We start from the raw sequence: 24,110 nt of genomic DNA, 5'->3' as shown, positions 1-24,110 counted from the left end.
GTCGAACTCCTTGAGCGCCTGAACCGTCAGCGTCGTCAACGGCACCCGGTGCAGGCTGTAGCCGTCCAGCGAGCCGTCCTCCAAAGGCGACACCTCGTAGCCGACTTTTTGCAGGGCGCGTCTGGTGAACTCGTCGGTGTTGACGATGATCTCCGCGCCGCGCGGCAGATCGGCGATGTTCGCCTTCAGCGCGGCCGGGTTCATCGCCACCAAAACGTTCGGCGCGTCCCCGGGGGTGAGGATGTCGTGGTCGGCGAAGTGCAGCTGGAAGGACGACACGCCGGGCAGGGTGCCGGCCGGAGCACGGATCTCGGCGGGAAAGTTCGGCAGGGTCGAAAGGTCGTTGCCGAAGGACGCGGTCTCCGAGGTGAACCGGTCACCGGTGAGCTGCATACCGTCACCCGAGTCCCCCGCGAACCGGATGATCACCCGATCCAGACGCCGGACATCCTTGGCACCACCCGGTTTGCGCTGCTCTCCGACGACGGCTCCGTCGGCCTGCTCCGCCTGGCTGCTGACCTGGCTGGTCACTGAACTGGACCTCCTTCGAGGCGGCTGTCCGGGGCGTGGTCGTCCCACGGACCATCCCAGGATCAACCCTACGTCGGTTAGGGTCGCCTTCCCGAGGCCATCCACGGATTGGACGACAATTCGAGTCGGCCTGTGGCGCTTGCGCGTGCTGCTGCGGGCGCTTTCGGGTCGGCACGGCGCTGACGTGGGGGCGTCCTTTCCCGGTTGCCTCCTCCGGTCTTCCTTCCGGGTACCCGTCATCCACAGAAGCCGGACCGTCTGACGCCCCGCTGACACAGTGTCGTTCGGTCAGGAGTTCAGATAGGTCAGCACGGCCAGAACACGCCGGTGGTCCCCTTCGCTCGGAGCCAGGCCGAGCTTCAGGAAGATGTTGCTGACGTGCTTCTCCACGGCGCCGTCGCTGACCACCAGCTGCTTGGCGATCGCCGAGTTCGTGCGCCCCTCCGCCATCAGCCCGAGCACCTCGCGCTCCCGCGGCGTCAGCCCCGCCAGCACGTCCTGCTTGCGGCTGCGGCCGAGCAGCTGCGCTACCACCTCGGGGTCCAGCGCCGTACCGCCCCCGGCCACCCGCACCACCGCGTCCACGAACTCGCGGACCTCGGCGACCCGGTCCTTGAGCAGATAGCCCACGCCCCGGCTGGAGCCGGCCAGCAGCTCGGTGGCGTACCGCTCCTCCACGTACTGCGACAGCACCAGCACCCCGAGCCCCGGATGCGCCTTCCGCAGCCGTACGGCCGCCCGCACGCCCTCGTCGGTGTGCGTCGGCGGCATCCGTACGTCCGCCACCACCACGTCGGGCAGCTCGCCCTGTGCGTCCAGGTCGGCGACGGTCTTCACCAGCGCCTCCGCGTCGCCGACGCCGGCCACGACGTCGTGCCCGCGGTCGGTCAGCAGCCGGGTCAGGCCCTCCCTGAGCAGCACTGAGTCCTCGGCGATGACCACCCGCACCCTGTCCTCCACGATCTTCCGGCCCCCCATGCCCGATCCCGCTCCACGACGACGTCCGTCCGTACGGGGGTCAAGCATTCCAGCATTCGGTACGCGCCGCCCGTGGATCCTGGGTCGTCGTACGGCGCGGTGCGCGTCCGGTGTGCCGGGGCAGCTCGTGTCAGGCGCGCCAGGGCAGTTCCGCGATCACCCGGGTCGGGCCGCCGGCCGGGGAGTCCACCACGAGGACGCCGTCCACGGCGTCCAGGCGCCCGGCGAGGCCCGCGAGTCCCGAGCCGCGGGAGACGTCCGCGCCGCCCACGCCGTCGTCGATGACCTGCACCATCAGCCGGTCCTCCGTGCACCACACGTCGACGGACGCGGACCGGGCCCGGCTGTGCTTGCTGATGTTCTGCAGCAGTTCGGAGACGGTGAAGTAGGCGATGCCCTCGATGGCCGGCGCCGGCCGGGCCGGCAGGTCGACGTCGACCCGCACCGGCACGGTGCAGCGGGAGGCGACCGCGGACAGCGCCGCGTCCAGACCCCGGTCGGTCAGTACGGCCGGGTGGATGCCGCGGGCCAGATCGCGCAGCTCCTGCAGCGCCGTCTTCACCTCGCCGTGCGCCTCCTCCACCATCCGCGCCGCCGCCTGCGGATCCTCGCTGAGCTTCTCCTTCGCCAGGCCCAGATCCATGGCCAGGCTGACCAGCCGGGCCTGCGCCCCGTCGTGCAGGTCCCGCTCGATGCGCCGCAGGTCGGCCGCGGCCGTGTCGACCACCACCCCGCGGTCCGACTCCAGCTCCACCACCCGCTCCGACAGCGACGACGGCCCCAGCAGACCCCGTACCAGCAGCCCGTCCACCGTCGTCAGGGCCCGTACGATCCACGGCGTGACCAGCGTGAACACCAGCCCGACCAGCGCGGTCACGGTGATCTCGAAGGGGTTGTCGAGATAGACGCTGTGGTGCTCGTCGCCGTACAGCTGGATGCCGCCCTGGCCGGCGTACGCGGGGAAGATCCAGAACCACAGCGGGTACGTCAGCAGCGCCCAGCCCGTCGTCCACAGGCTCACCACCACCGAGAACGAGAACACCGCCCACGGGAACTGCACCAGCGCGTACAACAGGTTCCGCCACGACGTGCCGCTCTTGAGCACCGCGCCCATCCAGGCCGCCAGTCCCGGCCTGCGCGTCCGCAGCGGCTCGGGCTCGGCCACGTCCAGCCGCAGCAGGCCGCGCGCCCGCGCCCGTTCCAGCGCCGCGAACCCCCGGCAGCCGGCCAGCGCCGCCGCGAGCACCGGGACGCCGAGGAAGGTCACCAGCAGGCCCGCGCCGAGCGATGCCATGGTCACCGTCCAGGTGAACAGCATGACCGAGATCGGCAGGCTCAGCAGGACGTAGCCGAACTCGCGCCAACTGCGCGCCTCGAAGGGCGCCCGCAGTGCGGCGGGCAGCCGATGACGGGGGCCGTCGGATTCGTCGTCCTCCGGCCCGTACCCGTAGTACCCGTGTCCGTACTCCGTGGCCATCGATCCCGTCCCGTTCTCCTCGTCCCAGCGGCGCTTCAGCCGTGTCTCCAGACTCGTGCGGCGGGGCCTTCCGGACCATGGAGTACGTCGGCGTCTTGGAGCGGGGGTTTTCCCCACCCCTCGCCTCCGGCGAGCGGGCCGTTGGCCGGTGCCGGGGCTTCTTGGTGCGGACGGCGTCCGGGGCCGTTGTGCGTCATCGTCGTAGGCGTCGTAGGGGTCCGGCGAGGGGGTTGCAGCCGCCGTCCGCGCACGCGGAGCCGTCCGCTCATCCGCACCTACGCGGAGCCCGTCCTACTCGCCCCGGTCCCGCCACGGCAGTTCCGCCGTGACCACCGTCGGGCCGCCCGGCGGCGAGTCGAGGACGAACAGCCCGTCCACCGCGCCCAGGCGGTCCGCGAGGCCGCGCATGCCGGTGCCGCCATCGAGGCGGGCGCCGCCCCGGCCGTCGTCCCGGACCTGGATGAGCAGCCGGTCCTCCGCGCGCCACACGTCGACGGACGCGGACCGGGCCTGGCTGTGCTTGCTGATGTTCTGCAGGAGCTCGGAGACCGTGAAGTAGGCGATGCCCTCGATGGCCGGCGCCGGGCGGTCCGGCAGGTCCACGGTCACCTTCACCGGCACGGTGCAGCGGGTGGCGACCGAGGACAGGGCCGCGTCCAGACCCCGGTCCGTGAGCACGGCCGGGTGGATGCCGCGGGCGAGATCGCGCAGCTCCTGCAGGGCCAGCTTCACCTCGCCGTGCGCCTCCTCCACCATCGCCGCCGCCGAGTCCGGATCCTCCAGCAGCTTCTCCTTGGCCAGACCGAGCCCCATGGCCAGGTTGACCAGCCGGGCCTGCGCCCCGTCGTGCAGGTCCCGTTCGATGCGCCGCAGGTCGGCGGCGGCCGTGTCGACCACGACCCCGCGGTCCGACTCCAGCTCGGCGATACGGCGCTCCAGCCCGTCCGACGGCGACAGCAGCCCGCGCACCAGGAAACGGTCCACGTTCGTCAGCCCCCGCGTGAGATACGGCAGCACCGGCCACAGCACGAACAGCGAGGTCAGCACCGCGCAGAAGGTGAGAATGCCCCAGGGCAGCCGGATCAGGTCGTACAGCAGCGTCCGCCAGCCCACCGGATCCTTCAGCGCCATCCACAGCCGCTGCGCCGGCCCGCCGCTCCTCGCGAACGGCAGCGGTGTCGGCTCCTCCACCCGCACCCCGAGCAGCCACCGGGCGCGGGCCCGCTCCAGCTTCCCCAGCTGTCGGGCGCCCAGCAGGCTCAACGCGAGCAGCGGCAGGCCGACGACGGTGATCGTCAGCGACCCGCCGACGGCCAGCACGGTGATCGCGTAGACGAAGCCGAACACCGCCACGGGCAGGTTCAGCAGGAGATGCAGGATCTCCTTCCACGTGTGCGCGTCGTACGCCGGCCGGATCGGAGGCAGACGGTCGGTGCCGTCGGTCCGGTCGACGGCTGAGCTGGTAGCGGTCATACCGGCCAGCCTGCCGTGCCCGGGGCTCCGCGCGCCATGCGGTACGCCGCCCTGAGCCGACGGGGGAAAACCCCACCCCGCGCGGGCCGCGTTTCCCGCGCCGCCTGTCTCATGGCGTGTCTCATGCCGTGACTGGCTGCTTACCGTGTCTTTATCAGGGCCTAGACTCCCGTGCGTACAGATCGTCGAATCACATGCATCGCAGGATGCGTCAGGTCACGAGGTCAGGGAGCGAGGGACGACGGTGCGGGAGACGTTGGGGGACTCGACGGCCGCCACGGCGCACGTCATCGCGGCGGGCTACTTCCGGTCCTACTCGGTCGTGGGCCTGCTCGCCCTCGTCGGCGTGCTGTTCGTCGCGGTCGCCTTCGGCGCGGGCCGGCTGCTGCGCCCGGTCGTGCCGACCCCTGAGAAACTGCTGACCTACGAATGCGGCGTCGACCCCGTCGGCGAGGGCTGGGCCCACACCCAGGTCCGCTACTACGTCTACGCCTTCCTGTACGTGATCTTCGCGGTCGACTCGATCTTCCTGTTCCCCTGGGCGACGGTCTTCGCCGCCCCCGGCTACGGCGCGACGACGCTCGTGGAGATGTTCCTCTTCCTCGGCTTCCTCGCCGTGGGCCTGCTGTACGCATACAAGAAGGGCGTCCTGGCATGGACGTGAACCCGGAGCCCGTGTACCTGCCCGAGCCGAAGAGGCTGGGCGCTCTGGCCCGCCTGGCCCCCGAGCCGATGAAGGTGATCCTGAACTGGGGCCGCCGCTACTCGCTGTGGGTCTTCAACTTCGGCCTCGCCTGCTGCGCCATCGAGTTCATCGCCGCGTCGATGGCCCGCCACGACTTCATCCGCCTCGGCGTGATCCCCTTCGCGCCGGGCCCGCGCCAGGCCGACCTGATGGTGGTCTCCGGCACGGTCACCGACAAGATGGCCCCGGCGGTCAAGCGCCTGTACGAGCAGATGCCGGAACCCAAGTACGTCATCTCCTTCGGCGCCTGCTCCAACTGCGGCGGCCCCTACTGGGACTCCTACTCCGTCACCAAGGGCGTCGACCAGATCATCCCCGTGGACGTGTACGTCCCCGGCTGCCCGCCGCGCCCCGAGGCCCTGCTCCAGGGCATCCTCAAGCTCCAGGAGAAGATCGCCCGCGAGTCGCTGGGGGAGCGGTACGGCGAGGTCCGCCCGTCCGCGGCCGCCCTGACCAGTGACCTGGTGAAGCCGCCGGTACCGGCCGCTGAAGGTGATGCCCCGTGACTGTCGGCTGGCTGCCCGCCCCGGCCGAGGACCTCTTCGGCACGGACGCCACGGCCGAGGAGGCGTACGACCTCCTGACCGTCGACGTGCCCGCGTCCTCCTGGCTCACCGCCCTGGAGACGGCCCGTACGACCCTGGGCTGCACCTACTTCGACTGGCTGAGCGCGGTCGACGAACCGGGCACGGGCTTTCGCGTGTCCGCGCACGTCGTCGCCCTCTCGCCGGTCCGCCGGCTCCTCGTCCGTACGACCGTCCCGCACGACGCGCCCGTACTGCCCTCCGCCGTCGGCGTCTACGCGGGCGCCGCCTGGCACGAGCGCGAGACCCACGAGATGTTCGGCGTCCGCTTCGAAGGCCACCCCGGCCTGGAACACCTCCTCCTCCCCGAGAACTTCGAGGGCCATCCCCTCCGCAAGGACTTCGTCCTCGCCGCGCGCGTGGCCAAGGCCTGGCCCGGCGCCAAGGAGCCCGGCGAGTCCGAGCACGGCGGCCCCAAGCGCCGTCAGATGCTGCCCCCGGGCGTACCGGACCCCAACGAGTGGGGCCCCCTCAAGGGCCAGCTCCCCCCTGCCCCGGCCCGCCCGGCCCGGGGCGCGGGCCGCCCGGCGAGCGAACGCCCCGCGCGTGCGGGCACGGCCGGCGAGCGCCCGGAGCGTCCGGAGCGCCCGGTCCGGCGCACCCGCACGGCGGCGGAGGGCTCGGCGAGCCAGACGACCGGTGCCGGGGAGACTACTGGTGCTGCTGGTGCCGCCGGTGTTACCGGGGGTGCCGCCGGCGCGCGTCCGCGCCGGATGCGCAGCGCGAGCGAGGGCTCGGCCAGCCAGACCGGGGAGCAGGCCGCGACCGAGAGCCAGGCGGACCAGGGCACGACGGAGGGCCCGGCCGCCGAGGCCTCCGTGGCCCACGAGCCCACCCCGGCGCCGTCCCCCCGTCCGCGCCGCGCCCGCAGCGCCTCCGAGGGTTCGGCATCCCAGCGCCCCGAGACCCCGGCCCCGAAGCCGGAGGAGCAGCCGCAGGCCGCGGATCAGGCACAGCCGCACACACCGTCGGACCCGGACACCCCGCCCCGCCGTCCCATCACCCCCCGCAGCTCGGACGCCCCCTGGCACCACGCCCGCCCGGCCTTCGAGGAGCCGGGACCGGAACCGAAGGCCGAGTCGCAGCCGCAGGGCGAGCCGCCGGAGCCGGAGCAAGAGCGACCGGAGCCGCAGCGCGAGCAGCCGGAGGCGTCAAGTGGCCCCTCCGGACAGCCCGCCCCCGACAGCCCCGCACCCGCCGAACCCGCCCCCGAACCGGGGGACTCCGCTGCCGAACCCGGCGACCCCAAACCCCGACCCGGTGACGACCCCCACGACCCCACAGGAGGCACGCAGTGAACGGCGTGTTGGACGTCGCCCTGCGACTCCTGCTCGTGTTCGTGGTCTTCCTCACCTTCCCGCTGATCGTGGGCCAGACCGAGCACAAGGTGATGGCCCACATGCAGGGCCGTCTCGGCCCGATGTACGCGGGCGGCTTCCACGGCTGGGCCCAGCTCATCGCGGACGGTGTGAAGTTCGCGCAGAAGGAGGACGTGGTCCCGGCCGGCGCCGACCGCCGAGTCTTCCAGCTCGCCCCCGCCGTGGCCCTGCTGCCGTACCTCCTGGTGCTGCTCGCCATCCCGATCGGCCCGAGTGAGGGCGCCGTCGGCCAGGTCCTGGACGCGGGCGTGTTCTTCGTGCTCGCGGTGATGGGCGTCGGCGTGCTCGGCTCGCTCATGGCCGGCTGGGCCAGCGCGAACAAGTTCTCCCTGCTCGGCGGTCTGCGCACGGCCGCCCAACTGCTCGCCTACGAACTTCCGATGCTGCTCGCCGCGGCCTCGGTCGCCATGGCGGCGGGCACGGTCTCCCTGCCCGGCATCCTGCACGCCTTCCACTGGTGGTGGGTGCCGTGGCAGATCGCCGGCGCCGCCGTCTTCTTCGTCGCCGGTCTCGCCGAGCTGCAGCGCCCGCCGTTCGACATGCCGGTCGCCGACTCGGAGATCATCTTCGGCGCGTACACCGAGTACACCGGCCTGCGCTTCGCACTGTTCCTCCTCGCCGAGTACGCCGGCATCGTCGTCCTGTGCGGCCTGACCACCGTCCTCTTCCTGGGCGGCTGGCACGGCCCCTGGGGCCACGACGGCCTGGGCTGGCTGTGGACCCTGCTGAAGACCGCGGTCCTCGCCTTCCTCGTCATCTGGCTCCGCGTCACCTACCCCCGCCTGCGCGAGGACCAGCTCCAGAAGCTGTCCTGGACACTGCTCGTCCCCCTCTCCCTCGCCCAGATCGCCCTCACCGGCATCGTCAAGGTGGTGATCTCCTAGTGGCCCCCATCCCTGGCAGCGGCCTCGCCAAGGGCCTGGCCGTCACCCTGCGCACGATGACCCGGAAGACGGTCACCGAGCAGTACCCGGACGCCCAGCCCGAACTGCCGCCCCGCACCCGCGGTGTCATCGGTCTGTTCGAGGAGAACTGCACGGTCTGCATGCTCTGCGCCCGCGAGTGCCCGGACTGGTGCATCTACATCGACTCCCACAAGGAGACCGTCCCGCCGGCCGCCCCGGGCGGCCGCGAGCGCAGCCGTAACGTCCTCGACCGGTTCGCCATCGACTTCTCCCTGTGCATGTACTGCGGTATCTGCATCGAGGTCTGTCCTTTCGACGCGCTGTTCTGGTCCCCGGAGTTCGAGTACGCCGAGACCGACATCCGCGATCTCACCCACGAGCGGGACAAGCTGCGCGAGTGGATGTGGACCGTGCCGGCCCCGCCGGCCCTGGACCCCGCCGCCGAGGAGCCCAAGGAGATCGCCGCCGCCCGCAAGACCGCCGAGAAGCTGGCGGCCGCGCAGGCCGAGCCGCAGGAGCCGCAGGGAGGCGAGTCGTGAGCCCCGCCGCAGCCGTCGGCCTCGCCCCGGCCGTGAACCTCGCCGGCGCCCGGCACGCCACCCTCTCGGCCGCCGCCCACCCAGGCTTCCTGTCCCCGGCCGGCGTCGAGATCGCCTTCCTCCTGGTCGGCCTGGTCACCCTCGGCGCCGCGCTGGTCACCGTCACCACCCGCCAGCTGGTGCACGCCGCCCTGTGGCTGGTGGTCGCGCTCGGCGGCCTCGCCGTGGAGTACCTGCTGCTCACGGCCGAGTTCATCGCCTGGGTGCAGGTCCTGATCTACGTCGGTTCCGTCGTCGTCCTCCTTCTGTTCGGTCTCATGCTCACCAAGGCCCCCATCGGCCGCTCACCGGACGCCGACTCCGGCAACCGCTGGGCCGCCCTGGCCGTCGCGGTCGCCGCCGCCGTCGCCCTGGTCTGGGTGGTCGTCGACGCCTTCCGCACCACCTGGGTCGACCTGAGCGGACCGGCCGCCGGCTCCACCCGGGTCACCGGCCAGAGCCTGTTCCGGAACTGGGTGCTGCCCTTCGAGGCCCTGTCCGTGCTGCTCCTCGCGGCGCTGGTCGGCGCGATCGTCCTGTCCCGCAAGGCGAAGACGGAGCCGGGCTCTCCTCCTGTGAACTCCCGGCCGGTCACCGAGAGTTCCCCATCCGTCACGGATTCCGGAATTCACCCGGTCGAGCAGGAAGGCGCCCGCTGATGCACCTCGCCTACCCCGCCGTGCTCTCCGCGCTCCTGTTCTGCACCGGCCTGTACGGCGTCCTCGCCCGCCGCAACGCGATCCTGGTCCTGATGTCGGTCGAGCTGATGCTCAACGCCGTCAACCTCAACCTCGTCGCCTTCGACGTCTGGCTCAGCCGGGCCGCGAAGGACACCCTGCACTCCGGCCAGGCGCTGACCCTGTTCACCATCGCCATCGCCGCCGCCGAGATCGGCATCGGCCTGGCCATCGTGCTCGCCGTCTACCGCAACCGCGGCACCTCCGACATCGACAAGCTCCGCGACACCGCAGAGGGCCCCGGCACCGAGGGACCGGGCTCCTCGGCGGCCGAGAAGGCTGAGGCCACCGCGTGACCACGACCACCCTCGCCGTCCTCGTCCCCCTCCTGCCGTTCCTCGGCGCCGCGGCCGGACTGCTGCTCGGCCGCACCGCGCCCGGGTTCGTCCGCCCGCTCGCCGTGCTGCCGCCGCTGGTCTCGCTCGTCCTGGCCGCGCTCGTCGCCGTACGCCAGGGCGGCGGACAGGCCGTGGACGGCCACACCGAACTGACGCCCACCGGCTCGGTCCCGATCGAACTGGCCCTGCACATCGACGGCTTCGCCGCGCTCGTCGCGGTCCTGGTCGCGTTCGTCGCGGCCTGCGTGCAGATCTACTCCACGGGCTATCTCCGCGACGACCCGCGCTACCCCTCGTACGCCGCTCTCGTCTCCCTGTTCACCTCCGCGATGCTCCTGGTCGTCTACTCCGGCGACCTGATCGTGCTGCTGGTCGGCTGGGAAGTCATGGGCATCTGCTCCTACTTCCTGGTCGGCCACTACTGGGAGACCCCCGAGGCCCGCGCCGCCTCCCTGAAGGCCTTCCTCGTCACCAAGCTCGGCGACGTGCCGTTCCTCATCGGCCTGTTCGCGCTCGCCGGCGACGCCGGGTCCTTCCGCATCACCCGCGTCCTCGGCGCCGTGGCGAGCGGCCACCTGCACCACCCGACGCTGATCGCCCTGCTGCTCCTCGCGGGCGTCGCCGGCAAGTCGGCGCAGTTCCCGCTGCACACCTGGCTCCCGGACGCGATGGCGGGCCCCACGCCCGTCTCGGCGCTGATCCACGCCGCGACGATGGTCGCCGCCGGCGTCTACTTCATCGCCCGTCTCCTCCCCGTCTTCGAGGCCTCCCGGGCCGCGATGACCGTCCTCGCCGTCATGGCCGCCGTCACGATGGCCGGCTCGGCGCTCGCCGCGCTCGCCCAGGACGACATCAAGCGCGTCCTCGCCTACTCGACCATCGGCCAGCTCGGCTACATGACCGGCGCCCTCGCCGTCGGCGACCGCGGCGCCGCCGTCTTCCACCTCCTGTCCCACGGCGCCTTCAAGGCGCTGCTCTTCCTCGCGGCCGGCGTGATCATCCACGCCGCCGGCACCAACTCCCTGGCCGCCATGTCCCGCATGCACGGCCTGCGCGACCGCGTCCCGGACGCCTACTGGACGATGACCGTGGCCCTGCTCGCGCTCGCCGCGATCCCGCCCTTCAGCGGCTTCTTCTCCAAGGAGTCCGTCCTCGGCGCCGCCGAGCGGGTGGCCGACGGGCACACCGACCACGCACCCGGCGCGGCGGGCTGGATCGTCCTCGTCGCCGGGCTGCTCACCGCCCTCCTCACCGCCGCCTACGCGGCCCGGCTGTGGCTGCTGGCCTTCCGCGGCCGGGGCGCCGAGGCCCCCGACCACGGCCGCCAGCCGCTGACCATGACCGTGGTCCTGTGGGTCCTCGCCGTCCCCTCCCTGGCCTTCGGAGCGCTCGCCTACCGCGCGCTGCCCGGCTGGTTCGACGGCCGCGACCTGACCCCGACCCTGCTCACCTCCATCCTCGGCACCGGGCTCGCCCTGGTCGGCGGTCTGCTCACCTACGGCGCCTGGCAACGCACCACCCAGCTCGCCGCCCGTGTCCCGCTGGGCGCGGTCGCCGCCCACCCGGAGGAGGACGCCGGACTCGTCGAGGCCGAGGCCATCGCCACCCACCAGCCGGCCTACGGCGACATCGCCTACGCGCCCGACCCCGCGGACCCCGCGCGGCTGCTGCTCGGCCCGCTGCGCCGCCCCGCGGCCGCCGGCTTCCACCTGGACGCCGTGTACGCGGCGCTGTTCGTCCGCCCGGTCCAGGCCGGAGCGAGCCTCGTCCGCTTCCTCGACCGCGAGGTCGTCGACACCTACGTACGCGGCGCGGCCGCCCTGCCCCGGCTGCTCGGGGGCGCCGTACGGCGTGCGCAGACCGGCAATGTGCAGACCTATGTGAGCGCGCTGCTCGCCGGCACCGTCATCCTGGCGGTCGCCGTCGTCCTCGTCGCCACGGGAGCGTGAGCAGGCGTGATCGATATCAACGAGTCCGTGATGCAGTTCCTTCTGGCATTCACCGTCGTCGGCCCGCTCCTCGGCGCCGTCGCCGCCCTCCTGCCGGCCCCGCCCGGACTGAAGGGGAAGTCGCCCGAGCAGGCCGTGCTGCGGCACGGCGTGACCGTGACCGGCGCGATCCTCATCGCCGCGATCGTCCTCGCGCTCGGCTTCGACCACGGCCATCCGTCGAGGATGCAGGCCACGACCGACATCAGCTGGATCCCCGCGCTCGACGTGCGGATCCACCTCGGCATCGACGGCATCTCCCTCCCCCTCGTCGTCCTGACCGCGCTGCTGACCTTCCTCTGCGCGCTGTACTCCTACTTCAACCCGCCCGCGGGCGGAGCCCCGAAGGCGTTCGTCGCGCTGCTGCTCCTGCTCGAGTGCGGCACCCTCGCGACCTTCGCCGTCCTCGACCTGCTGCTGTTCTTCCTCGCGTTCGAGATGGTGCTCATCCCGATGTACTTCCTCATCGCCCGCTGGGGCGGCGCGGGCCGGACCCGGGCCGCGTGGAAGTTCATCCTGTTCACGCTGCTCGGCTCCGTCGTCATGCTGCTCGGCCTGCTCCTGATCGGAATCAAGGCGGGCACGTTCGACATGGTGGCACTCGCCACTGACAACGGCCGGTCGCTGACCGCGTCCGTGCAGGTCATCGCCGTTCTGGCGATCGGCATCGGGCTCGCCGTGAAGTCGCCGATGTGGCCGCTGCACAGCTGGCTGCCCGACGCCCACACCGCCGCCCCGACCGTCGGCTCGGTCCTGCTGGCCGGTGTCCTGCTCAAGATGGGTACGTACGGGTTCGTCCGGATCCTGCTGCCGGTGGCGCCGCACGGCTTCCACACGTTCGCGCCGTACCTCGCCGCGTTCGCCGTGGTGGGGATCATCTACGGGTCGCTCGCCTGCCTGGCCCTCGCCAGGCGGGGCGCCAAGGGCGACCTCAAGCGGCTGATCGCCTACTCCTCCGTCGGTCACATGGGCTTCGTCCTGCTGGGCATCGCCACCATGACCCCGACCGGCGTCAACGGCGCCCTGTTCGCCAACATCGCCCACGGCCTGATCACCGGCCTGCTGTTCTTCCTGGTCGGCGGGCTGAAGGACCGCACGGGCACGACCGACCTGGACACCCTTGCCGAGGAGACCGGCCTCGCCCTGTACGGCAAGGCACCGCGCCTGGGCGGCCTGCTCGCCTTCGGCGCCGTCGCCTCGCTCGGACTGCCCGGCCTCGCCGGGTTCTGGGGCGAGATGCTGGCCCTGTTCGGCGCGTTCAAGCCCGCCGCCGGCCTCAGCCGGCCCGCCTTCCTCACCTTCATGGCGATCGGCGCGTTCGGCACCCTGCTGACGGCCGCCTACATGCTGATCGTGGTCCGCCGCGTCTGCATGGGCGGTGTCGAGCAGGAGGTCCCGAAGCTCGCCGACGTCCGCGGCTACGAGTTCGCCGCCTGGACGCCGCTCGTCGCCCTCACCGTCGTCGCCGGACTGTGGCCGAGGGCGCTGCTCGGCCTGACCGACCCGGCCGTGCACCAGCTCCTCGCAGGAGGCACCCGATGAGCGCCCAGCCCCTCGCCGAGTCGCTGGTCCAGTCCGTCGACTGGCTCGCCGTCGCGCCGCCGGCCATCGCCGCCGCGGCCGGACTCGTCGTCCTGGTCGCCGACCTGTTCCTGCCCGAGGCCCGCAAGCCCGTCCTGGGCTGGATCTCCGTGGCCGGACTGGCCGTGGCCGCGCTGATGCTGCTGCCGCTCCTCGACGGCGACCGCAGCACCTTCTGCGTCACCGGCGCCACGCGCGCGTGCAGCTACACCGCCGACCACTTCACGCTCGTCATCCAGTTCCTCGTCCTCGGCGGCGCACTGCTCGCGGCCCTGCTGTCCGTGACGAGCCTCGCGGACGACCAGCGGCGCGTCCCGCCCGGCGAGTTCTGGTTCCTGCTGCTGTCCTCCGCGGCCGGCGCCGCCCTGCTGCCCGCCTCCCGCGACCTGGCCACGCTGATCGTCGCCCTGGAGGTCGCCTCCCTGCCCGCCTTCGCCCTGGTCGGCATCCGGCACGGCGACAAGCGGTCCTCCGAGGCGGCACTGAAGTTCTTCCTGTCCTCGGTGACGGCCACCGCGGTCAGCCTGATGGGCGTCAGCTTCGTCTACGCCTCCACCGGCACCCTCTACCTCACCCAGGTCGCCCAGCGCCTGCCCCACGTCGGCGGCCAGCTGCACACGCTCGCCCAGGCCGGCGTCGTCCTCACCCTGATCGGCTTCGCCTTCAAGACCGCCGCCGTCCCCTTCCACTTCTGGGTGCCCGACACCTACGTGGGCGCGCCGCTGCCCGTCGCCGCGTACCTGTCGGTCGTCGGCAAGGCGGTCGGCTTCTCCGGACTGATCCTCGTCACAGTGGTCGCGTTCCCGTCGTACGCCGACGTCTGGGGTCCCGCGCTCGCCGTCCTCGCCGCGCTCACCATGACCGTCGGCAACGTCGGCGCCCTGCGCCAGCAGGCCACGCGCGCGTACAGCGCCGTACGGCTGCTCGCCTGGTCCTCCGTCGGGCAGGCCGGCTACCTGCTGGTGCCGATCGCCGCCGCCGGGTACGCCAAGGACCCGCAGAAGGCGATCGGCTCCACGGTGGCCTACGCGCTGATGTACGGCGCGGTCAACCTCGGCGCGTTCGCGGTGGCCGCCTTGGTGGGCCGCAGCCGGGCCCTGAACCGCATCGCCGACTACCGGGGCCTGTACGCCGCCAATCCGCTCACCGCGCTCCTGCTGGCGTTCTTCCTGCTGTGCCTGGCGGGGCTGCCGCCGGGCGTCATCGGGCTGTTCGCCAAGGTCATCGTGTTCTCGTCGGCCGTGGACGCGGGCCTCGGCTGGCTCGCCGTCGTCATGGCCGTCAACGTGGTGATCGCCCTCTTCTACTACCTGCAGTGGACGGCCCTGCTGTTCCGCGCCCCCGAGGGCGAGCCCGCCCGGCACCGCGTCCCCGCCCCGCTCACGGCGGCCCTCGCCCTCACCGGCGTACTCGGCGTCGCCCTGTCGGGAGCACCCCAGCTGGTCCTCCGCTTCGCCGCCACCGGGCTGTTCTGAGCCCCGGCCACGCGCGCGTGAGCCACTCGACGACGGGCCATGGCTCACGGACTACGACGCCGCCCCGGCCACGCGCGCGTGAGCCACTCGTGGCCTCCACGCGCGCGTGGCCGTTCGCGCCGCCGTCACCCGGCCGCAGCGCCCCCTCACCCGTCCGGCCCCGGCGCGCGCCCGCGCCCACCAGGGAACTCACGGCTGCCGCCTGGCGTTGTCACAAGCGGGAGGGTCCACTGGACCAAAGTGTTCCCCAGCTGCACGACTTGGAGGGCGCACGGTGCACCGCCGGCACAACGGGCTCAGGACCGCAGTACTCCTCGGGGGACTGTCCGCACTCATCATCGTCATCGGCAGCTTCTTCGGCCGTGTCGGCCTGGTCGTCGCGGTCCTGATCGCCCTGGGCACGAACGCGTACGCGTACTGGAACAGCGACAAGCTGGCCCTCCGCGCGATGCGCGCCCGCCCGGTCAGCGAGTTCGAGGCCCCGGCGCTCTACCGGATGGTGCGCGAGCTGTCCACACAGGCCCGTCAGCCCATGCCCCGCCTGTACATCTCACCCACGGAGGCCCCGAACGCCTTCGCGACGGGCCGCAACCCGCGCAACGCCGCCGTGTGCTGCACCGAGGGCATCCTGCGCCTGCTGGACCCCCGCGAGCTGCGCGGCGTCATCGGCCATGAGCTCAGCCACGTCTACAACCGGGACATCCTGATCTCCTCGGTCGCCGGCGCGCTCGCCTCGGTGATCATGTTCCTGGTGAACTTCGCCTGGCTCATCCCGGTCGGCCGCTCGGACGACGACGACGGCCCCGGCCTGCTCGGCATGCTCCTGATCATGATCCTGGGCCCGCTCGCCGCCACCCTCATCCAGCTGGCCATCAGCCGCTCCCGCGAGTACGAGGCCGACGCCTCCGGCGCCCAGCTCACCGGCGACCCGCTCGCCCTCGCCGGCGCCCTGCGCAAGCTGGAGAGCGGCACCCAGCAGCTCCCGCTGCCGCCCGAGCCGCAGATCCAGACCGCCAGCCACATGATGATCGCGAACCCGTTCCGCGCCGGTCAGGGCATGAGCAAGCTGTTCTCCACCCACCCCCCGATGGCGGAGCGCATCACCCGGCTCGAGAACATGGCGGGCCGGCGGCACTGAGGACGCGCGGACCAGGCGGTCCCGGGAGTGGTCAGCGCCCGCCGAAGCCCTGGTCCGTGGCCACGATCTCGCGTCCCAGTGGCATGAGCGAGACGGGGATGAGCTTCAGGTTCGCCCACCCGAAGGGGATGCCGATGATCGACAGGAACAGCGGGATGCTCGTGATCAGGTGGCCCAGCGCCAGCCACCAGCCCGCGAAGACCACCCAGATCACGTTCCCGATGAACGACCCCGCGCCGGCGCCCGGCCGCTCCACGGTGGTCCGGCCGATCGGCCACAGGACGAACCCGGCGATGCGCAGGGACGCGATGCCGAACGGGATCGTGACGATGAGGATGAAGCAGATCACCGCGGCGATCAGGTAGCCGATCGCCATCCAGAGGCCGCAGAAGATCAGCCACAGGATGTTGAGCAGCAGGTTGAACACCTTCATGATCGGTACCTCTCGGATCGCACGCCGGCATGCCTGCTGTCATCAGTATCAGCTGATCATCCGTCCGGGCGGAACCGCACCGGCCCTGTAGCACGATCGGGAACGTCCTGGGACGACCCTGCCGCGGGGGCGTCGAGCCGGGTTGAACACGGCAACCGCGGGGTGGCTCCTGACGTCCTCTCCATCGACACGGCACAAACCACGCGCGCGTGGACAGCGGGTCCTCACCGGATTCTCAGACGCCGGACAGTGCGGACACAGCGCGGAAGGGCAGGTTCACGGCATGGGCATCATCGCTTGGATCATTCTCGGACTCCTGGCCGGAGCCATCGCCAAGATCCTTCTGCCGGGCCGCGACCCCGGCGGCTTCATCGGTACGACCCTGATCGGCATCGCGGGCGCGTTCATCGGCGGCTGGATCTCGGCCCGCTGGCTGCACCACCCGATCAGCAAGAGCTTCTACGACGGCGCCACCTGGGTCGCGGCCATCGGCGGTTCGCTGGTGCTGCTGATCGCCTACCGCATCCTGTTCGGCAACTCACGCGACTGAGCGCGGCGCCGACGGCACGCAGTCCGGAGTACGGCATCGGCGGCACACGGTCCGGAGCACGGCATCGGCGGTGCGGAGGCGTCGGCAGCACGGAAGGGTGGGCACCGCTCGGGGGCGCCCGCCCTTCCTGCCTGCCAGCGATGTCCCGCCGGGATGTCCGGCCGGTTCCCTAGCGGTAGTTCACGAACTGCAGCGCGAAGTCGAAGTCCTTGCCCTTCAGCAGTGCGATCACGGTCTGCAGGTCGTCACGGCTCTTGGAGGAGACGCGCAACTCGTCGCCCTGCACCTGGGCCTTCACGCCCTTCGGGCCCTCGTCGCGGATGATCTTCGCCACCTTCTTCGCGTTCTCCTGAGAGATGCCCTCCTCGATCGACGCGAAGATCTTGTACTCCTTGCCGGACAACTGGGGCTCGCCCGCCTCCAGCGCCTTCAGCGAGATACCGCGCTTGATCAGCTTGGACTGGAAGACGTCGAGGACAGCCTTCACCCGGTCCTCGGAGTTCGCCTCCATGAGGATCTTGTCACCGGACCATGAGATCGAGGCACCCACGCCCTTGAAGTCGTAGCGCTGCGAGATCTCCTTGGCGGCCTGGTTGAGGGCGTTGTCGACCTCCTGCCGCTCGACCTTCGAGACGATGTCGAAACTGGAGTCGGCCATGTCCTGTGGCTCCTTGTATCGGGTGCGTATCGGGTGCGTGCCGGCGTGCGCGGCGGCGGCCGCCGGGCCCGGCGTCGTACCGGGCCGCATCCGCACCAGCCTAGCCACCCCTGGAGCCGAGAGGTGGAGATCAACCGGGTGGCGAAGCACCCCCCTGTATCGGGTATTGTTTACGTCGTCGCCAGGGAGCACTGCCGAAGAGTGGTTCGAACTGGTCGTCAACCCGGCGGTGTGCCCGAGCGGCCAAAGGGAGCAGACTGTAAATCTGCCGGCTCAGCCTTCCCAGGTTCGAATCCTGGCGCCGCCACACGGTAACGAGAGCCCCGTGACCTGCGAGAAAAGCAGGTCACGGGGCTCTCGTCGTGCATCCCGCGATCAGGTGTCGGCGGTGGGCGGGTGGCGGGCCAGTTCGGTGACCAGACGGCGCATGACCGTGTCGTTGGCGCGCCGCATCGCGGCCCGGACGGCGGTTGCCAGCAGGCGGTCGGCGAGCGGGGCGCGCGTCCAGGAGTAGGTGAACGAGACGCGGCTCCCTGCGGTCGGCAGCGGATCGATGGTGTAGGTGCCGTGGGCTCGTGACGGACTGGCTCGCGCCGCTCGTGGCCGCCGAGACGGCCGCAGGTGCGGACCCCGCCACCGCCCGCAGCCGCGCCCGGCTGGGGCTCGCGACCGTACGCGGCCTGCTGCTCGACCTGCTCGACCTGCTCGCCACGGGCGACCGCGCTGGCGTCGACGCGGCGATGGAGGAGTTCCTCCGGCTGTACGGCCGCCCCGTCCTGCGCGGCCGGGCCGACGCCGACGGGACGGGTGTCAGCGGAACCTGGCGGCCATGCCGGTCTCGTAGTGACCGGCGGGCTGCTGGGTGATGACACCCGCGGAGCCGTGGGCCCCGGCTCGTGCGGCGGCTGCCGGCTCCAGCAGGGACCAGCCGTCGATCTCCACCGCGCGCCGCGTCCCCGGCTGCCACCCGCGTGTCGACGCAGCGTCGAGCAGGGCTCGGACGGCGCCGGGTTCGTGCAGGTTCAAGGTGGCGCCCCGGACGTATCCCACGTCTCCGGAGCCGAGGGGCGCCCCGCCGGGACGTACCGGCCCGGGCCCTCGGTGAAGACGATGCGCAGGGGGCCGCCACTGCCAGTCGGCTGCGGGTACAGCGTGAGGGTCTGGCAGCAGGTGCGGCCGCTGTCCGCCACGCTGTGGCTGTGGCTGTGGGGGAGCGTCCACAGATACACGCGCCCGTCCGCAACCAGGCGACGGGGCCTCTTTGGATGGCGGGGCACCGAGCCGCGCCTACGCGGACCGGTGAAGACAGGTGCATCCCGCTCCTCGCGCTTTCGCGTCTCTTCACTAGAATCGAACGTGTGAACGAAGACCGTCCCCTGACGCGTCTCGACATGCTGCGTTTCGCCCGTCGCGTCGTCGAACACCAGGCCGCGCGGCAGCTCGCCCTAATGGACCGGTGGATCGCGGACGAAGAACGTCGGGAGGCCGAACGGCAGCGCCGCCGCGCTCCCCAACAGGCCGCTGCGGAGTGGCTGGTGGAACGCGGTCTGAACGGGCGCAGCGCCGTGTACGTCCACGTCGGCGGCTGCACATCCGCCGGCGGACGTGCCAAGGCGGTCGGTCGGGATCAGGCCGTACTCGCGCTGACGGAAGGAGGTGTCGCCGCATGCCCGCTGTGCCGCCCCGACACCCTGCTGGGGATTCTGGAATGACCGGTCCGGGTGCGAGCCCGTCCGGTCCGGACGATGCTGGAGCCATGGCCGGGAAACGACCCATCATCGTGCACCTGCCGTCCCCGACCGGCGGCCGCCGGGTCCGGGTGGACGGCGAGATCCTCGGCCTGGCGCACAACGTGGCCGACCTGGTGGAGTTCCTGCGCCGCGCGGGGCTGGAGATCGAGCCGGAGCAGGTGGCCGACTCGCCGCTGATCGACTGGCGCGGGGTGGGCCCCGACCGCTGGGAAGCCGAGACACGCACCTGAGGCAGAGGCCGAGACCCGCGCCTCACGACACCGGTGCCGCGGCTCGGGGCACCGGTGTTGTCTCCGCCCTCGTGCGGGCACACTGACGGCATGTCCTCGCGACGCAGAACCTGCCCGGTGTGCCACCGCGACATCGCCGTCGTCGCGGGCCGTTTCGCGCGGCACGACCCGCCCGGGGCCCGAGAGAACGGCGAACTCCTCTCCTGCTCCGGGTCACGGCGGCAGGCGCAACTCGGAGCCGTCCAGCCGGCGTTGGACGGTTACGCCGTACCGGAGTTTCCCGGGCAACTGAGTCTGTTCTGAATCTCCAAGAACTTGCGGAACTGACGGCGCGGCAGGCGGGCGGTGCGGCGGGCTCGGTGGCGGGTACGACCGTTCAACGGCCGGTGATCCGCCTCAGTTCCCGGCCACCGCCTTCACCGCGACCGACACCGGCGTCGAACCGCTGATCAGCTCCAGCGTCAGGCCGGCCGTCGCCGGAGTGTCCACCAACTCCGCCAGTACGCCCGCCACATCGTCCCGGGGGACCGCGCCGCGCCCGGTGTGCGCCTCCAGCCGGACCAGGCCGGTGCCCGCGTCGTCCGTCAGCGAACCGGGGCGCAGGATCGTCCAGTCCAGGGCCTCCTGGCGGGCGACGTACGCGTCCGCCTCGCCCTTGGCGCGTAGGTACACGTCGAAGACGTCGTCGCCCTGGTGCGCGGGATCCGCGCCCATCGAGGACACGACCAGGAAACGCCGCACACGCGCGCGTACGGCCGCGTCCGCGAACAGCACCGCCGCGCCCTTGTCCACCGTCTCCTTGCGGGCGGCGCCGCTGCCCGGGCCGGCGCCGGCCGCGAAGACCGCCGCGTTGGCGCCCTGCAGGTGCGCCGCGACCTCCTCCACCGAGGCTGACTCAAGGTCCAGGAGCACCGGTTCGGCGCCGACCGCCCGCAGATCGTCGCCCTGTTCCGACTTGCGGATGATCCCCGCGACCTCGTCCCCGCGCGCGGAGAGCAGGCGCTCCAGGCGCAGCGCGATCTGACCATGACCACCAGCGATGACAATGCGCATGAATCCGACCGTACGCCCGAAGAGGCCCATCCGCCGCACGGGTTAACCGGCGTGGCCGAACCGCGCCAGGCTCACGCTCGCACGCGCCGGGTGTGTACGGGCGCGTACGGAGCGTGTGTTCCGGGGAAGTGTGCTTGGCGTGCGCCTTCAAGCACTGCGGCCCGGCGTGGGCGGGTGCCCCGACCGCGCGCCCGGCACTGGCCGCGGGATCTCGCCCGGCTGCTTCACGACAGCTCTCCGCGCCCCTGCCGCGGCAGCCCCAGTTCCACCGCGGCGGCCGAGTCGCAGTACTCGCGTACGGCGCTCGTGCGGGCCACGACCCGGCCCCGGTGGACCACGATCCGGCTGTAGGCCAGGGACAGCGCGCCGGCCAGACGGTCGCCGCGTACGGCCAGGAGGTCGGCGGGGAAGCCTGCCTCCACGCGTACCTCCGGCAGGCCCAGCACCGCACGGGCCGACGCGCTGACGGTGTCGTAGGCGTCCTCCGGGCGCAGGCCCTGGGCGGCGGCGAGGAGGTAGGCCGCCTCCAGCGGGTCGCCGCGGCCGACGGGGTTGGAGAGGTCGCGTACGGCGCCGCTCCCCGCCGACACGCGCACCCCGGCCGCGCGCAGCAGCCGTACCGGAGCGGCGCCTCGGTGATCGGCGCCGCAGCAGCCGCCCTGGGGCAGGCACACGACCGTCACGCCGGCCGCCGCGAGTTGGTCGGCGGCGCGTGCGGCGGCCTCGGCGGGGAGGCCGGCCAGACCGGCGCACGGACCGATCGTCACGCCGGGGCGCAGGCCCCCGGCCATGGCCGCGAGCCGGGACAGCCGGGCGGGGTCGGACGCGTCCGTGTGCAGGTCCACCGGACAGCCGTGCTCGGAGGCCACCTCCAGGACCGTCTCCACATAGCCCGTGGGATCGGGGTCCAGGTCCGGACAGCCGCCCACCACGGAGGCGCCCATCTTGACCGCGTCGCGCAGCATCGCCCGTCCGTCGGCCCCCGCCACGCCGGTCAGCAGCCGGGGCATCGCCACCGCCGTCAGCTCCGCGAGCCCCCGCAGCGAGCGCCGCGCCCGCAGGACGGCGACGAGTGCGCCGAGCCCCTGGACGTCGCCCACGCGCACGTGCGCGCGTACCGCGGTCGCCCCGTGCCCGAGCTGCAGCAGAGCCGCCTCCGTCGCCCGGCGCTGGACGTCCTCGGGGGCGTACGACACCGGGCCGGGGTGCTCGGCGGACAGTGCGGTGTCGCCGTGGGCGTGCGGTTCGGCCGGGGCCGGCAGGAGCAGGTAGCCGCTGAGGTCCACGCGCGTGCCGCCCGTCCGGGACGGGCCCGGAGCCAGGCTGCCGGCCGTGCCCACCGCCTCGATGCGCCCGCCGCCCAGCCGTACGTCCACGGTCCGGCCGTCGGTCAGTCGCGCCCCGCACAGCAGCAGGGCGGCCGGGTCGGACCGGCCCGAAGAGCCCGAGGAGTCCGACGGCGGATGGGGCTGCGGCTGGCTGTCGGGCATCGCGCTCCAGGAACTGGGGGCCGGTGTCTCGGGCTGGCCCGCGTGGGAAACCGGGGCCGAACCCCAAGATCACGCAGAGCGAGTCGAGCCTAGGGTGGCGCGCCGGGCCCGGTTGCACAGGAGCGCAATAGTCGTACCGGTTGCTCCGCCCATGGCAGTACACGCGTCCCCCACGCGCGTGGCCCGCGCTACTTGGTGACGTCCACGCGCGTGGCCGCTCGCCGTGGTGACGTTCACGCGGGTGGCCCTGCTCGCAACGGTGACCTCCACGCGTCTGGCACCACTACCTCCACGCGTCTGGCATCTCTCGGCATGGCGATGGCCAAGGCCGCTGCGAGGCCCAGGGCGGGGTCGGGACAGACCGCCGGATACGGATTTGGGCGAACGGCGGCGGACCGTGTAATGTCTTCATCGCTCGCCCCAATAGCTCAGTCGGCAGAGCGTCTCCATGGTAAGGAGAAGGTCAACGGTTCGATTCCGTTTTGGGGCTCTGGTGTGAGAGGTACCCGCCGAAAGGCGGGGCCCGATCGCATCACAGCGGTGTAGCTCAGTCGGTAGAGCAAGCGGCTCATAATCGCTGTGTCACCGGTTCAAGTCCGGTCACCGCTACTCACAGTAGCCGATTGTGGGGTCGGTCCTTCGATCGGCTACTCTTTCTTGCGTTGAATTAGTCCACTGTTCGTCTTAGGAGCACTCACGTGGCTGCCACCGACGTCCGCCCGAAGATCACGCTGGCCTGCGTGGAGTGCAAGGAGCGGAACTACATCACCAAGAAGAACCGGCGTAACAACCCGGACCGTCTTGAGATGAAGAAGCACTGCCCGCGCTGCAACGCGCACACGGCTCACCGCGAAACGCGCTGACCAGGGCTCACCAGGCTCGTACGCGAGGCCGTCCCCTCCCGAGGGGGCGGCCTCGCGGCGTTTCACCGCTTCTCGGTTGACCGGAAGCCACCAAGTCGCCGACTCGCCGAACTCAGCGGAGTCACGGCAATCATGATCAACCGAGTAACCGGGATCACATCGCTTCACCGGCGTTTCGTTGGCCGGGCACCCGCCCGTCCCCCTGCGCATTCCCCGCCGGGATTCCCGCTAATTTGGGGCCATCACAGCAGACATCAGGAGGTGCCGGGCCATGGCGCTCGACCAGTCCTTCGTGGGACGGACCTACCCGCCCACCGCGCCCTATGAGGTGGGCCGGGAGAAGATCCGCGAGTTCGCCGAGGCGGTGGGCGAGACCAACCCGGTCTACACGGACCCCGAGGCCGCGAAGGCGTTCGGTCATTCCGATGTGATCGCCCCGCCGACCTTCGTGTTCGCCATCACCTTCCCGGCCGCGGGGCAGATCGTCGAGGACCCGCAACTCGGCCTCGACTACAGCCGCGTGGTGCACGGCGACCAGAAGTTCGCCTACAGCCGCCCGGTGCGCGCCGGCGACCGGCTGACGGTCACCTCCACCATCGAGGGCATCAAGTCCCTCGCGGGCAACGACATCCTGGACATCCGCGGTGAGGTGCACGACGAGGCGGGCGAGCACGTCGTGACCGCCTGGACCAAGCTCGTGGCCCGCGCGGCCGAGGAGGCGTGAGGACCTGATGACGGCGAAGATCGCGTACGACGACGTCGAGGTCGGCACCGAACTGCCGGCGCAGACCTTCCCCGTGACCCGCGCCACGCTGGTGCGCTACGCGGGCGCCTCCGGTGACTTCAACCCGATCCACTGGAACGAGAAGTTCGCCAGGGAGGTCGGCCTGCCGGACGTCATCGCGCACGGCATGTTCACCATGGCGGAGGCGATCCGCGTGGTCACCGACTGGACCGGGGACCCCGGCGCGGTCGTGGAGTACGGCGTCCGCTTCACCAAGCCGGTCGTCGTGCCGAACGACGACGAGGGCGCGCTGATCGAGGTCAGCGGCAAGGTCGCGGCCAAGCTGGACGAGAACACCGTGCGCGTGGATCTGACGGCGACCAGCGGCGGCCAGAAGGTGCTCGGCATGTCCCGGGCGGTCGTACGCCTGGCCTGACGTCGCCTGGCCTGA

General features: G+C 71.8%; 26 protein-coding genes, 3 tRNA genes and 2 pseudogenes. 22 read left to right on the top strand and 9 right to left on the bottom strand.

What is annotated here, in order from left to right; all coding sequences use genetic code 11:
* The 4 genes from AB0950_RS03190 to AB0950_RS03175 all read right to left on the bottom strand — a co-directional run.
* Nucleotides 1-531: 2-oxoacid:acceptor oxidoreductase family protein (locus AB0950_RS03190; protein WP_366777655.1), on the bottom strand; the 531-nt coding region annotated here is incomplete at its 3' end.
* 288 nt (nt 532-819) lie between these two features.
* A complete protein-coding gene (locus AB0950_RS03185) occupies nt 820-1,509 on the bottom strand; it encodes a response regulator transcription factor (RefSeq protein ID WP_360574669.1) in 690 nt (229 codons plus the stop codon).
* A gap of 130 nt (nt 1,510-1,639) precedes the next feature.
* On the bottom strand, nt 1,640-2,986 hold the full coding sequence (locus AB0950_RS03180) for a sensor domain-containing protein (RefSeq protein ID WP_360574668.1): 1,347 nt from the start codon (nt 2,984-2,986) through the stop codon (nt 1,640-1,642).
* 291 nt (nt 2,987-3,277) lie between these two features.
* Nucleotides 3,278-4,459, bottom strand: a complete 1,182-nt coding sequence (locus AB0950_RS03175) for a sensor domain-containing protein (RefSeq protein WP_360574667.1) — start codon at nt 4,457-4,459, stop codon at nt 3,278-3,280.
* A 244-nt stretch (nt 4,460-4,703) separates the two neighbouring features.
* On the opposite strand from AB0950_RS03175, the gene AB0950_RS03170 reads away from it, so the two are divergent.
* From AB0950_RS03170 to htpX, 11 genes are all read left to right on the top strand, one after another.
* Nucleotides 4,704-5,123: an NADH-quinone oxidoreductase subunit A gene (locus AB0950_RS03170; protein WP_360149750.1), complete on the top strand. Its 420-nt coding sequence runs from the start codon at nt 4,704-4,706 to the stop codon at nt 5,121-5,123.
* Nucleotides 5,114-5,710 (top strand): NADH-quinone oxidoreductase subunit B family protein, encoded by a 597-nt coding sequence (locus AB0950_RS03165; protein ID WP_360149747.1) that lies wholly within the window; start codon nt 5,114-5,116, stop codon nt 5,708-5,710. Before AB0950_RS03170 ends, AB0950_RS03165 begins: the two co-directional genes overlap by 10 nt.
* Nucleotides 5,707-7,086 (top strand): NADH-quinone oxidoreductase subunit C, encoded by a 1,380-nt coding sequence (locus AB0950_RS03160; protein WP_366777653.1) that lies wholly within the window; start codon nt 5,707-5,709, stop codon nt 7,084-7,086. Before AB0950_RS03165 ends, AB0950_RS03160 begins: the two co-directional genes overlap by 4 nt.
* The gene (locus AB0950_RS03155; RefSeq protein WP_360149741.1) at nt 7,083-8,051 is read left to right on the top strand and encodes a complex I subunit 1 family protein; all 969 of its coding nucleotides are present in this window, start codon (nt 7,083-7,085) and stop codon (nt 8,049-8,051) included. Before AB0950_RS03160 ends, AB0950_RS03155 begins: the two co-directional genes overlap by 4 nt.
* Nucleotides 8,051-8,611, top strand: a complete 561-nt coding sequence (locus AB0950_RS03150; protein WP_330338368.1) for an NADH-quinone oxidoreductase subunit I — start codon at nt 8,051-8,053, stop codon at nt 8,609-8,611. Before AB0950_RS03155 ends, AB0950_RS03150 begins: the two co-directional genes overlap by 1 nt.
* A gap of 32 nt (nt 8,612-8,643) precedes the next feature.
* The gene (locus tag AB0950_RS03145) at nt 8,644-9,309 is read left to right on the top strand and encodes an NADH-quinone oxidoreductase subunit J (RefSeq protein WP_360149839.1); all 666 of its coding nucleotides are present in this window, start codon (nt 8,644-8,646) and stop codon (nt 9,307-9,309) included.
* The gene (gene nuoK / locus AB0950_RS03140; protein WP_330338367.1) at nt 9,309-9,683 is read left to right on the top strand and encodes an NADH-quinone oxidoreductase subunit NuoK; all 375 of its coding nucleotides are present in this window, start codon (nt 9,309-9,311) and stop codon (nt 9,681-9,683) included. Before AB0950_RS03145 ends, nuoK begins: the two co-directional genes overlap by 1 nt.
* Complete coding sequence (locus AB0950_RS03135) at nt 9,680-11,674, top strand: NADH-quinone oxidoreductase subunit L (RefSeq protein WP_366777652.1); 1,995 nt, start codon at nt 9,680-9,682, stop codon at nt 11,672-11,674. Before nuoK ends, AB0950_RS03135 begins: the two co-directional genes overlap by 4 nt.
* Nucleotides 11,675-11,680: 6 nt before the next feature.
* Nucleotides 11,681-13,255, top strand: a complete 1,575-nt coding sequence (locus AB0950_RS03130) for an NADH-quinone oxidoreductase subunit M (RefSeq protein ID WP_366777651.1) — start codon at nt 11,681-11,683, stop codon at nt 13,253-13,255.
* A complete protein-coding gene (locus AB0950_RS03125; RefSeq protein WP_366777650.1) occupies nt 13,252-14,769 on the top strand; it encodes an NADH-quinone oxidoreductase subunit N in 1,518 nt (505 codons plus the stop codon). The genes AB0950_RS03130 and AB0950_RS03125 overlap by 4 nt, the downstream gene beginning before the upstream one ends.
* A 274-nt stretch (nt 14,770-15,043) precedes the next feature.
* Nucleotides 15,044-15,907 carry a zinc metalloprotease HtpX gene (htpX, locus tag AB0950_RS03120; protein ID WP_360149728.1) on the top strand — a complete coding sequence of 288 codons (864 nt, stop codon included), beginning with the start codon at nt 15,044-15,046 and terminating at the stop codon, nt 15,905-15,907.
* Between the two features lie 31 nt (nt 15,908-15,938).
* Here htpX and AB0950_RS03115 read toward each other — a convergent pair whose 3' ends face one another.
* On the bottom strand, nt 15,939-16,340 hold the full coding sequence (locus AB0950_RS03115) for a YccF domain-containing protein (RefSeq protein WP_366777649.1): 402 nt from the start codon (nt 16,338-16,340) through the stop codon (nt 15,939-15,941).
* A 283-nt stretch (nt 16,341-16,623) separates the two neighbouring features.
* Here AB0950_RS03115 and AB0950_RS03110 point away from each other — a divergent pair, with 283 nt between their 5' ends.
* On the top strand, nt 16,624-16,890 hold the full coding sequence (locus AB0950_RS03110) for a GlsB/YeaQ/YmgE family stress response membrane protein (RefSeq protein ID WP_330338361.1): 267 nt from the start codon (nt 16,624-16,626) through the stop codon (nt 16,888-16,890).
* 169 nt (nt 16,891-17,059) lie between these two features.
* Here the strand turns inward: AB0950_RS03110 and AB0950_RS03105 are convergent, their stop codons facing one another.
* Entirely contained in the window at nt 17,060-17,548 is a 489-nt protein-coding gene (locus AB0950_RS03105; RefSeq protein WP_189885950.1) for a YajQ family cyclic di-GMP-binding protein, read from the bottom strand.
* 225 nt (nt 17,549-17,773) lie between these two features.
* Here AB0950_RS03105 and AB0950_RS03100 point away from each other — a divergent pair.
* Nucleotides 17,774-17,855: transfer RNA gene (locus AB0950_RS03100), tRNA-Tyr, on the top strand.
* A 262-nt stretch (nt 17,856-18,117) separates the two neighbouring features.
* Nucleotides 18,118-18,414: pseudogene (locus tag AB0950_RS03095) on the top strand (hypothetical protein); the annotation flags it as partial.
* Here AB0950_RS03095 and AB0950_RS03090 read toward each other — a convergent pair.
* Nucleotides 18,359-18,777 (bottom strand): annotated as a pseudogene (locus AB0950_RS03090) (hypothetical protein). The pseudogenes AB0950_RS03095 and AB0950_RS03090 overlap by 56 nt on opposite strands.
* A gap of 129 nt (nt 18,778-18,906) precedes the next feature.
* Here AB0950_RS03090 and AB0950_RS03085 point away from each other — a divergent pair.
* The 3 genes from AB0950_RS03085 (at nt 18,907) to AB0950_RS03075 (ending at nt 19,832) form a co-directional block, all read left to right on the top strand.
* The gene (locus tag AB0950_RS03085) at nt 18,907-19,260 is read left to right on the top strand and encodes a DUF6233 domain-containing protein (protein WP_360149720.1); all 354 of its coding nucleotides are present in this window, start codon (nt 18,907-18,909) and stop codon (nt 19,258-19,260) included.
* 44 nt (nt 19,261-19,304) lie between these two features.
* A complete protein-coding gene (locus AB0950_RS03080) occupies nt 19,305-19,529 on the top strand; it encodes a hypothetical protein (RefSeq protein WP_360149717.1) in 225 nt (74 codons plus the stop codon).
* A gap of 90 nt (nt 19,530-19,619) precedes the next feature.
* Nucleotides 19,620-19,832 (top strand): hypothetical protein, encoded by a 213-nt coding sequence (locus AB0950_RS03075; RefSeq protein WP_360574661.1) that lies wholly within the window; start codon nt 19,620-19,622, stop codon nt 19,830-19,832.
* 93 nt (nt 19,833-19,925) lie between these two features.
* Here AB0950_RS03075 and AB0950_RS03070 read toward each other — a convergent pair whose 3' ends face one another.
* Both AB0950_RS03070 and AB0950_RS03065 read right to left on the bottom strand, forming a co-directional pair.
* A complete protein-coding gene (locus AB0950_RS03070) occupies nt 19,926-20,582 on the bottom strand; it encodes an SDR family oxidoreductase (protein ID WP_366777648.1) in 657 nt (218 codons plus the stop codon).
* Between the two features lie 224 nt (nt 20,583-20,806).
* Entirely contained in the window at nt 20,807-22,072 is a 1,266-nt protein-coding gene (locus AB0950_RS03065; protein WP_360574659.1) for an amidohydrolase family protein, read from the bottom strand.
* A 417-nt stretch (nt 22,073-22,489) separates the two neighbouring features.
* On the opposite strand from AB0950_RS03065, the gene AB0950_RS03060 reads away from it, so the two are divergent.
* From AB0950_RS03060 to AB0950_RS03040, 5 genes are all read left to right on the top strand, one after another.
* Nucleotides 22,490-22,562: transfer RNA gene (locus AB0950_RS03060), tRNA-Thr, on the top strand.
* Between the two features lie 46 nt (nt 22,563-22,608).
* Nucleotides 22,609-22,681, top strand: a tRNA-Met gene (locus tag AB0950_RS03055).
* 89 nt (nt 22,682-22,770) lie between these two features.
* Nucleotides 22,771-22,935 (top strand): 50S ribosomal protein L33, encoded by a 165-nt coding sequence (rpmG, locus tag AB0950_RS03050; protein ID WP_003948671.1) that lies wholly within the window; start codon nt 22,771-22,773, stop codon nt 22,933-22,935.
* A gap of 271 nt (nt 22,936-23,206) precedes the next feature.
* Nucleotides 23,207-23,659 (top strand): MaoC family dehydratase N-terminal domain-containing protein, encoded by a 453-nt coding sequence (locus AB0950_RS03045; RefSeq protein ID WP_153539332.1) that lies wholly within the window; start codon nt 23,207-23,209, stop codon nt 23,657-23,659.
* A 7-nt stretch (nt 23,660-23,666) separates the two neighbouring features.
* On the top strand, nt 23,667-24,095 hold the full coding sequence (locus AB0950_RS03040) for a MaoC family dehydratase (protein ID WP_366777647.1): 429 nt from the start codon (nt 23,667-23,669) through the stop codon (nt 24,093-24,095).
* The last annotated feature ends 15 nt before the right edge of the window (nt 24,096-24,110 follow it).

The organism is Streptomyces sp. NPDC007189 (genome assembly GCF_040703635.1).
Taxonomy (GTDB): domain Bacteria; phylum Actinomycetota; class Actinomycetes; order Streptomycetales; family Streptomycetaceae; genus Streptomyces.
Note: the sequence above shows the minus strand (reverse complement) of the source record. Positions and strands in the feature narration are given on the sequence as shown.